This window comes from Paenibacillus alkaliterrae, assembly GCF_021532375.1.
In the GTDB taxonomy this organism is placed as follows: Bacteria; Bacillota; Bacilli; order Paenibacillales; family Paenibacillaceae; genus Pristimantibacillus; species Pristimantibacillus alkaliterrae.
The window spans coordinates 34,666-43,613 of sequence record NZ_JAKGAP010000060.1; the positions used below are offsets into that span (position 1 = coordinate 34,666).

Here is an 8,948-nt window from a genome sequence, read left to right on the forward strand (position 1 = left end):
GTTCCTAAATCGACAGTAAAAAATCGCCAAAAACACGAGGAGAAGAACAAATGAAATTGAGTTGTGGCTTGACCGCATTGAAGATTAACACTTGTAATGTAGAAAGGATTGCTGAAAGCTGATGAATGAACGATTGCAAAAGCTTTACATCTTTATGGTGCAGTTCAATTTGGATGCCGTAATTATTACGCTGCCTAAGCATGTTTATTATTTAACCGGTTTTTCCTCTGAGCCGCACGAACGGTTTCTCGGTCTAATATTGCCGAGAGGGGAAGAGCCGTTTTTGCTCGTGCCGGCACTGGATATAGAAGCGGCAAAGGCGGAATCGACAGTTTCTCGGGTATATACGCATACCGACACAGAAAATCCATATGAGGTGCTGAAACGATGTTTGCGAAGCGAGGTACGCCGATTGGGCGTCGAAAAAAAACATTTGACGATGCAGCGATACGAAATGTTATCGGAGACGCTTGAAGCCGAACAATTTGTCGACGTGGAAGCGCCGTTAACCAATATGCGCGCGATCAAGTCCGCCGACGAAATCGCCCGGCTCAAAAATGCCGCGCGTCTTGTTGAGCAGGTGCTTCACGATGGATTAAAGCATGTTAAGGCCGGCGTCACGGAAATGGATATCGCTGCTGAATTGGAATATGCGATGAAAAAAGCTGGGGTCAGCCCGGCATTTTCGACAACGGTGCTGGCCGGCGAAAAATCGGCGTTGCCGCATGGAGCTACTGGAAATCGTCTAATCAAACGCGGTGACATGCTGTTGATCGATATGGGGGTTGCCGCCGACGGTTATCTTTCAGACATTACGCGGACGTTTGCTGTAGGGGATGTCGACGATAAGCTAACAGAAATATATGAAACGGTGCTTGAGGCGAATCTTCGAGGTATTGCATCTGTTTGTCCGGGCGCTGTTCTGGCCGAAGTAGATCTCGCTGCGCGGCAATGCATCGCAAGTCGGGGCTACGGTGCGTTTTTTACACATCGGGTAGGCCATGGCCTTGGCATTGAGGTGCATGAGTATCCTTCAGTTCACGGGGACAACCGCGACCTGCTACGTGAAGGTATGATCATTACGATTGAGCCAGGTATTTATTTGCCCGGTATCGGCGGTGTCCGAATCGAAGACGATGTCCTAGTCACATCAACCGGCGCTGAAACATTGACGACTTTCCCTAAGCAGCTTACCGTAATCAGTTGAGCAAAGGCGCTTCGATTAACGCTCCAACCGTAAGCGTCCGTGAATAACGAAGCTCGTGAAGCTTTTGGTATCCGTGAAACTTCGCTTAATGGGTTCGGTAAGGGGTCTCTCTCAACCTGGTTGTCATAGAAGGGAGTGAATGCAATATGCGCTTCAAAGACGTCTTTAGCATTATTGGGCCGGGGATGATCGGACCGTCCAGTTCGCATACCGCGGGCGCCGTCCGATTAGGCAGAGTAGCGCGTGAGCTGATCGGAATTCAGCCAAAGCAAGCAAATGTCGTGTTCTACGGTTCTTTGGCGGCAACCTACCGCGGACACGGTACGGATTTGGCCGTGACCGCGGGGTTGCTCCGGTTGGATATGGATGATGAACGGATTCCGGAATCGCTGGATCTGGCCGATGTACTGGGAATGAAGGTGGCATTCCTGTCGGGCAGCGATCCTGCCGTTCATCCGAATACTTTAACGGTTACTCTCAGTTCGGGACGCAGGCGCTGCAGGATGACGGGTTGCTCGATCGGAGGAGGAAATATTGAAGTGGTCGAAGTGAACGGGTTCGATCTCAAATTTACCGCCAACTATCCGACCCTGATCGTTTACCATGAAGATCGACCCGGCGTGCTGGCGGATGTCACACGATTACTGAGTGTTACCGGGATCAATATCGGTTATATGGATGTCGACCGTAAAGCCAGACTCGGGCATGCGGCGACCGTCATAGAGATGGATGGCGTAATACAAGAGGATCTCCTGAAGAAGATCAAACGACTGGCGAATGTGACCGGCTTAAGTTACATCGATTTGAACGGCGGTGTTCCGAATTGAGATTTAGCAATTTAAAAGAATTGGCGCTGCTATGCGCGGATGAAGGAAAGCCGATCTACCTAATCATGCTGGAGGATCAGGCACTGGAATCCGGACGGACGGCGGAGCAGGAATGGGACAAAATGAAACAGTATTACGGCATCATGAAGGAAGCCGTTACGAAAGGGATTTCTTCGGAGAAGCTCTCGCGCAGCGGTCTGACTGGCGGAGATGCGAAACGAGTTCATGAATATACCCGTCAGCAGGAAGCGTCGCTAGAGCCGTTCACGGGACTCGCGATGGCTTACGCGCTCGCGGTATCCGAAGTGAACGCCTCCATGGGCCGCATTGTTGCCACGCCGACCGCCGGATCTTGCGGTATCATTCCCGGAGTATTCGTCAGCAGCCAAGAGCGGTTTGGCTGGACTGACGATCATATGGTGAACGGGCTGTTCTGTGCCGGAGCTATCGGTTATATCATCGCGAACAACTCATTCATATCCGGAGCGGAGGGCGGCTGTCAAGCTGAAATAGGCTCCGCCATCGGCATGGCGGCGGGTGCCCTGGTTGAGCTGAAGGGAGGGACTCCGGAACAGGCGGTTCATGCGGTCGGACTTGCGATGAAGAACACGCTTGGCCTGATTTGCGATCCGGTGGGGGGGCTGGTGGAAATTCCTTGTATCGTCCGTAATGGATTCGGGGCAGTGAACGCGCTCGCGGCAGCCGACATGGCGCTTGCAGGCGTAAGTAGCGTCATTCCTTCGGACGAGGTCATCCAAGTGATGCTTGAAGTCGGCAGCGCGATGCCGGATATTCATCGAGAGACGGCAAGAGGCGGATTGGCGCAGACCCCAACCGGCCGACAAATCATCAAGCAGCTGGCTAAGGACCGAAAGAAGTTCCGATCCGAATTGAAGAAGCGATAGCAGGATGGCCTGTTCCAGCACTTCTTTCGGAATGGTCGCTTCTGCTGACTGGCGTCCTTTGCCTTTAGGCTTTAGACCACTGAACCCATCCTCACGATACTTTGTCATATACCGGCGCAATGTCCGTTCGGAGAGTCCGGTCTGTCCGCAGATCTGTTTCTTGATCTCTCTGGCCTTGGCAGGGTCGAGACCTTCTGCCAGCAGCGGAGACAGCAGTTGTACGCGCTCCGATGCAATAGCTTCGGCTTTCTTATGATCTTTCATCTATTCTCCACCTCGCTTAGTAGACTTCGAGATGAGTCTACCGCATGACCTAGGTGGACAAGAATGCAGAACGGGTATGTAGCCACAAATTTGAATTGACGACCGGGCGGACAATTCGCGCAGCCAAATCGATCTTAAGGCTGCTACTAAACAGTTATCATTAAATAAATATAGCCAATTTCCTATTCTATGGGGCCACTATAATTTATGGGGGGGATTGAACGTGTTGAATGTATTAGTTGTGGATGATGAGCCTAAGCATAGAAGGGGACTTTCCCGAATGCTGAAGGAGTTGAAGCCTGATTATAACATATACAGCGCGATGGACGGGGGCGATGCGCTGCAAAGCATGAACGCACATTCTATCGATTTGATATTCACGGATATTCAAATGCCCATTATGGATGGCCTCGAATTTATGGAACATGTATCTCGTCGCGGAGGCGACGAAAGCGTTATCATTATGAGCGCTTATTCTCATTTCGAATATGTGCAGCGGGCCTTGCGCTTGGGTGCTTGCGATTATCTTTTAAAGCCGGTTGAAGAACAAAAAATAATTCAGCTACTTGAGAAGGCTGAACAAAAAGTAAGTGCCGTCCGTCATGCCTCCGTAGAATCTACGCTTGCCGAATTGCTCGAAGGGTCGCCGGCTAACGAGGATTACGATCTGCTTAATAAGTCTTTTCCCGCAGGGGTTACGGGCGTGGCTCTGGCCGCGGTATTCAATACAAAACATGGGACCAAGGATTGGAAATTTTTATTGAACGGCTTAAAGGCCATGATGGAACCGATTTTGGAGGAATTCAGGTTTTCATTCGCTTTTTATATGCCCGATAAAACGCTTGTAACAATGATTATGAGCCCCGCGCATTGTCCGATCCTCACTGCCGGGTTTGAAGATAGGCTCCATGAGGTCATTCGACATTTTAGGGTTGAGTATGAAGCCGAATTAACATTTGGAATAGGGAGTCCCTTTACCACATGGATGGATGAAGCGAGAGATTCCTATGAACAAGCTAATGATGCGCTTAAGACAAGATTTTACAAGGGTGGAGGCACGCTGCTGAAAGCTGAAAAGCAGCAGAACAGCAAAAATAACCTTGTTTTAGTAAAGCTTTATGTAAGTATGTTGGAACAAGCCGTTTTATCGGGAGACAAGCCTGGCATTCGTTCTTGCGTGGATTCCGCCATTAATCAGGTGTCGAAGGGATACCCTCAGCCAGAAAAGCTCGTGTACTCCATCATTGCCGTGCTTCATCATTTAACTTCTTGTTTAATGGGAAAAGGGCTTCCACCTTTACATCATGCCATATACGAAGAAGCATTAATGCAATGCCATACCGTGGAACAATTGAAAAAGGCTACCCACGAATGGATATTCGAAATAACGGATTGCCTTGAAAATCGAAAACTTAATAAAAACGAATCCATTATCGAGAGTTGCAAAGCTTATATCGAAAACCATTATAGCGAAGATTTGACCCTTAGCACTCTCGCTGTAAAGTTTCACTTTAATCCTTCTTATTTTTGCAATCTTTTCAAAAACCATACTCAAACGACAGTCAACCAATACATCACGCAAACGAGAATGAGGGTAGCGGAGGGTCTATTACTGCAAACTTCTCAGAAAGTCTACCAGATCGCCGAAACCGTAGGATACAAGGATGTAAAATATTTTATACGGCTCTTTCGCAAAGAGTTCGGTACCAGTCCGGAAGAATACCGTCATTTATCTGCTGCTCACTAAAGGAAGGGATCCCATTTGCGTAAACCTTATTTATTGCGCCGTATTAAGAACCTCAGCTACAGATCAAAGCTATTGCTCACCTATGCGCTAATCGTCACCATTCCGCTTGTTATTCTAAGCACGAAATATTACTATTCCAGCAAAAAATTCGTTTCGGATTTCTCCCGGCAAAATCTATATTCTATCGTTAAACAAAATAATGAGATTATTGACTCGGAGCTGTCTGGCGTAGAAGACGGCAGCCTGGCCATGATTGCGGATCAGAACTTATATGAACAATATTTGAATGCGAACCCAAATGACGAATATGCCATGCTAACGATGGAAAAAAGAGTGAATCAGATTTTAACCAAATATTTCCCTGAGATGAATCGAATGTACGCTATAAATTTGATAACCAGCTACGCTAACATTGGTACTTCCGCATTTATTCCCTATCAAGAGTTTGATAAGACGGCTTTATATCGGGCTGCTTTGGAAGGCAAGGGGGGGATGAAATGGGTGCCTACCTTTTCATTCGATCAAATGTTTGACCGGGAGCCAAGCCTAACAAATCCGCCTGACTATTCCCGCTTGCTATCCGGCGTACGGCTCCTCCAGCTATATGAAATTCAAAATAACGAAGTGATCGAGCTAAAAGGCAAGGCTGAGATGCCGGTGTTGGTCATCACGTATAAACCTGAAATTTATAGTTCGCGGTTTTCCAATGCGCTCCCTTCCTACGGGGCTTCTTTTTTAATTTTTACCCCGGAAGGGGATCTTGTGTCGGGAACGGAAAGGGATATAGAAGGCACCCGAAACAAGCCTTCATGGCTGGATGAAATAGCGAAAATGAAAAGCGGTACCTTAACGGTTATGCAGGACGGAAAGCCAATGATTGTTTGTTTCGATACTTCCGAAGTTACAGGGTGGATCTCCGCTGTTACAATTTCCCCGGAAAAACTAATGGCCTCCTTTTTACCGGAAATTGAGTTCTACACGTTGTATTTGGCTTTATTCCTGCTGATCGTATCGCTCCTGCTGGCTTATATATTCGCTAGTTCAATAACCCGGCCCATTCACCAGCTACTTAAAGCTATAAAAAAGACGGGGGATGGAGAGTTCGATACGAAAATACCGGTAGAATCTTATAATGAGATGGGTTTTCTCATCCATAGATACAATCAAATGAATACAAAGATCAATAATTTAATAGAAGAAAATTACATTGTAAAGCTAAGGGAAAAGGAAACCCAAATCATGTCGCTTAATATTCAGCTGAACCCGCATTTTTTGTATAACACATTAAACATTATGAATTGGACAGCGCTTGAAAATAACCAAAAAGAGCTAAGCAGTATGATCGTCAGCTTATCTTCCATGCTTCAGTACACATCCGAGAATAAACAGGATCTCGGAGATTTGAACCAAGATCTAAACTGGCTCAAACATTACATTTACATCACGGATCAGCGCTTTGAAGGGAAATTTACCGTCTCCTATGACATTGCTCAGGAATTATACGCCTATACGGTTCCTAAGCTATTCCTGCAACCGTTTGTCGAAAATGCAATCGTTCATGGATTTGCCCATATACACAGCGGCGGGATTATTAGAATTCGAGGCTGGATCGAGGACGATCAGCGCATTTTCACCGTTGAGGATAACGGGAAAGGCATCCCGGAGGATCGAATAGCAAATTTAACCGAAATCGAAAGCGATTCTATCGGAATCCAAAATGTCGACAAAAGAATTAAACTGATTTACGGAGAGTTGTATGGGGTAACGGTGACATCGGAAGTAAAGAAGGGAACAGTCGTGAAAGTCACTCTCCCTTTGTCATAAAATACAATATTTATATTACATGAAGGATGCGGGATGTAAGAGTTATTGTCACATAAAGGATTAAGAAGATACAAATATCCTCCACCTATACAAAAATGTTCGCATTTTATTTATACGCGCTCTTCCTTAAACTAAATATATAAACGGTTTGTAAAAATGATGGAGGGTGAGGGCATGAAAAAAACTAAACCTTTCGCAGCATTAGCTTTATCAACAGTTTTTGATCGAGCAGCTTGACATTCCGGTGTTTCACGACGATCAGCATGGAACAGCCGTTGTACTGCTGGCCGGATTATACAATGCTGTCAAGCTGGTCGGTAAACGGCTCGAAGATTGCAAGGTGGAGCTGTGCGGCGCCGGGACATCCGCAACGAGGAATATACATGAGAGAAAGGACTTTATCAAAATGGGAAAGCTGAATACCGTATCGAAGACGCTGAGCCGAGCCATGAGATCCAGAATTTCCGCATTGCCGCAAGCGAAGCGGGAGGGGACTTTTACGGGTATATATTTCAGGATAGCGATGTAGTAAAATGGCTGGAAGCCGTCGCATACAGCTTGGCGTGGTCACCCGATTCCGAGCTGGAGAAGCTGGCAGACGAAACGATCGATTTGTTGGGCAGAGCGCAACAGGCCGACAGCTACCATCCGGATCAACGTTGGCTTAACGAGCGTGACAATCACGAAACGTATTGTGCCGGACATTTGATTGAAGCGGCGGTCGCCTATCATGAAACGACGGGCAAAATCAAGCTGCTCGACATAGCGTGCAAGCTCGCGGATCATATCGATTCCGTATACGGCGAAGAGGAAGGAAAGCTGCGCGGTTATCCGGGCCATATCCAGCAAAAATGGTTCGGCTGCGCCTGCTGCCCGCCGAATATTGCCCGGCTTATTGCCTCGCTTGGCCAATATATTTATTCGCAAAGGGAGCAAACGGCGTACGTTCATCAATTCATCGGCAGCGAAACGAAGCTTGAAGTTCTGGTGCGAAGGCGCATCCGTCCATGTGAACGGACAAGCGGTTTCTGTAGAAGCCGTGTTACATAAAGGCTACGCCGCGATCAAGCGTGAATGTAAGACCGGGGATGTCGTGCGGTTCTTCCTGCCGATGCCAATCGAGGGTATTTATGCCAACCCGAACGTGCTTGTAAATGCGGGCAAGGTGGCGCTGCAGCGCGGTCCGGTCGTGTATTGTCTGGAGCAAGCCGACAACGGCGCGATTTTGCCGGATATTTCGTTGCCGGAGCATGCCGCGCTCGACGCCCGATTCGAACCGGACATGCTGGGCGGCGTTACCGTCATTACCGGTGAAGCGGTGCGCGGCGAGTTATTCGGTTGGGATGCGACGTTGTATGCAGCCAAAAAACGAAGCGGTCGCGCCGTCACGATCAAAGCGATACCGTATTTCGCTTGGGCAAACCAGAGCGGGCGAAATGCAGGTTTGGATCAGAGAGGATTAATCCGGCGGCGCAACCGCCTCGGACCGACAACGACGGAAACGTGTAACTATGGGCGGATTTAAAGATTACAACAAACGGTTCGAGGATTTTACCTGCTGTATCGGAACGGGCATGGAAAATCATGCAAGCTATAACAACAGTATCTATTTTCATCATGGCGACAAACTTTATGTTAACCAATATATTCCATCAGTTCTTTGCTGGAAGGAAAAAGAGATTGAGTTGAAGCAGGAAACTCTTTACCCGGAAGACGATCGCATCGTTATAGGGCTATCCTGCAAACAAGCGACGTCCTTTACGCTTACCATTCGTTAACAGCCCAGTACGGAGCGAATGGAACGATGGCGATATCGTACAAATGAAAATTCCAATGACGCTGCGTCTGGAAAGCATGCCGGACAATCCGAATCGGGCGGCGGTCATGTACGGTCCGCTGGTGCTTGCAGGCGAACTGGGTCCGCTGGAAGATCCGGAGGCGTCGAACCGTCTTTATACGCCGGTCATGATAACAAACGATAAACCGTTGAATGAATGGCTTGAACCGGTTGCCGGAAAATTCGCCACGTTCCGCACAGTGAACGCAGGATACCCTCGCAACGTCGAGCTTTATCTTTTTTGGCTATTCGCAGTTTAGCATGGGTTGTGTAAATCTATAAAACTTGGACAAGGGAATCGTATTCAGTTCAAATCGCTAGATTGTTCTCCACCTGA

General features: G+C 47.8%; 9 protein-coding genes and 2 pseudogenes. 10 read left to right on the plus strand and 1 reads right to left on the minus strand.

The annotated features are described in order from the left end of the window. Nucleotides 1–118: 118 nt before the first annotated feature. The 3 genes from L1N85_RS20960 (at nucleotide 119) to sdaAA (ending at nucleotide 2,939) form a co-directional block, all read left to right on the plus strand. Entirely contained in the window at nucleotides 119–1,207 is a 1,089-nt protein-coding gene (locus L1N85_RS20960; RefSeq protein ID WP_407946532.1) for a M24 family metallopeptidase, read from the plus strand. 146 nt (nucleotides 1,208–1,353) lie between these two features. Further along, the gene (sdaAB, locus tag L1N85_RS20965) at nucleotides 1,354–2,034 is read left to right on the plus strand and encodes an L-serine ammonia-lyase, iron-sulfur-dependent subunit beta (RefSeq protein WP_235240998.1); all 681 of its coding nucleotides are present in this window, start codon (nucleotides 1,354–1,356) and stop codon (nucleotides 2,032–2,034) included. Next, nucleotides 2,031–2,939, plus strand: a complete 909-nt coding sequence (gene sdaAA, locus L1N85_RS20970) for an L-serine ammonia-lyase, iron-sulfur-dependent, subunit alpha (RefSeq protein WP_235240999.1) — start codon at nucleotides 2,031–2,033, stop codon at nucleotides 2,937–2,939. The genes sdaAB and sdaAA overlap by 4 nt, the downstream gene beginning before the upstream one ends. 63 nt (nucleotides 2,940–3,002) lie before the next feature. On the opposite strand, the pseudogene L1N85_RS27695 reads toward sdaAA, so the two are convergent. Then, nucleotides 3,003–3,203, minus strand: a pseudogene (locus tag L1N85_RS27695) (helix-turn-helix domain-containing protein); the annotation flags it as partial. Nucleotides 3,204–3,444: 241 nt separating this feature from the next. Here L1N85_RS27695 and L1N85_RS20975 point away from each other — a divergent pair. The 7 genes and pseudogenes from L1N85_RS20975 (at nucleotide 3,445) to L1N85_RS27365 (ending at nucleotide 8,871) form a co-directional block, all read left to right on the plus strand. Continuing rightward, complete coding sequence (locus L1N85_RS20975) at nucleotides 3,445–4,950, plus strand: response regulator (protein WP_328285254.1); 1,506 nt, start codon at nucleotides 3,445–3,447, stop codon at nucleotides 4,948–4,950. Nucleotides 4,951–4,965: 15 nt separating this feature from the next. Next, nucleotides 4,966–6,774: a cache domain-containing sensor histidine kinase gene (locus L1N85_RS20980; RefSeq protein WP_235241000.1), complete on the plus strand. Its 1,809-nt coding sequence runs from the start codon at nucleotides 4,966–4,968 to the stop codon at nucleotides 6,772–6,774. Nucleotides 6,775–6,994: 220 nt separating this feature from the next. Beyond that, a pseudogene (locus L1N85_RS27700) lies at nucleotides 6,995–7,141 on the plus strand (NAD-dependent malic enzyme); the annotation flags it as partial. Nucleotides 7,142–7,281: 140 nt separating this feature from the next. Next, nucleotides 7,282–7,824, plus strand: coding sequence for a beta-L-arabinofuranosidase domain-containing protein (locus L1N85_RS27705; protein ID WP_328285255.1), 543 nt, complete (start codon nucleotides 7,282–7,284; stop codon nucleotides 7,822–7,824). Beyond that, nucleotides 7,784–8,299, plus strand: coding sequence for a hypothetical protein (locus L1N85_RS27355; protein ID WP_328285253.1), 516 nt, complete (start codon nucleotides 7,784–7,786; stop codon nucleotides 8,297–8,299). Before L1N85_RS27705 ends, L1N85_RS27355 begins: the two co-directional genes overlap by 41 nt. Next, entirely contained in the window at nucleotides 8,286–8,552 is a 267-nt protein-coding gene (locus L1N85_RS27360; RefSeq protein ID WP_268818404.1) for a beta-L-arabinofuranosidase domain-containing protein, read from the plus strand. The genes L1N85_RS27355 and L1N85_RS27360 overlap by 14 nt, the downstream gene beginning before the upstream one ends. A gap of 43 nt (nucleotides 8,553–8,595) precedes the next feature. After that, complete coding sequence (locus tag L1N85_RS27365; protein ID WP_268818405.1) at nucleotides 8,596–8,871, plus strand: hypothetical protein; 276 nt, start codon at nucleotides 8,596–8,598, stop codon at nucleotides 8,869–8,871. Nucleotides 8,872–8,948 lie beyond the last annotated feature (77 nt).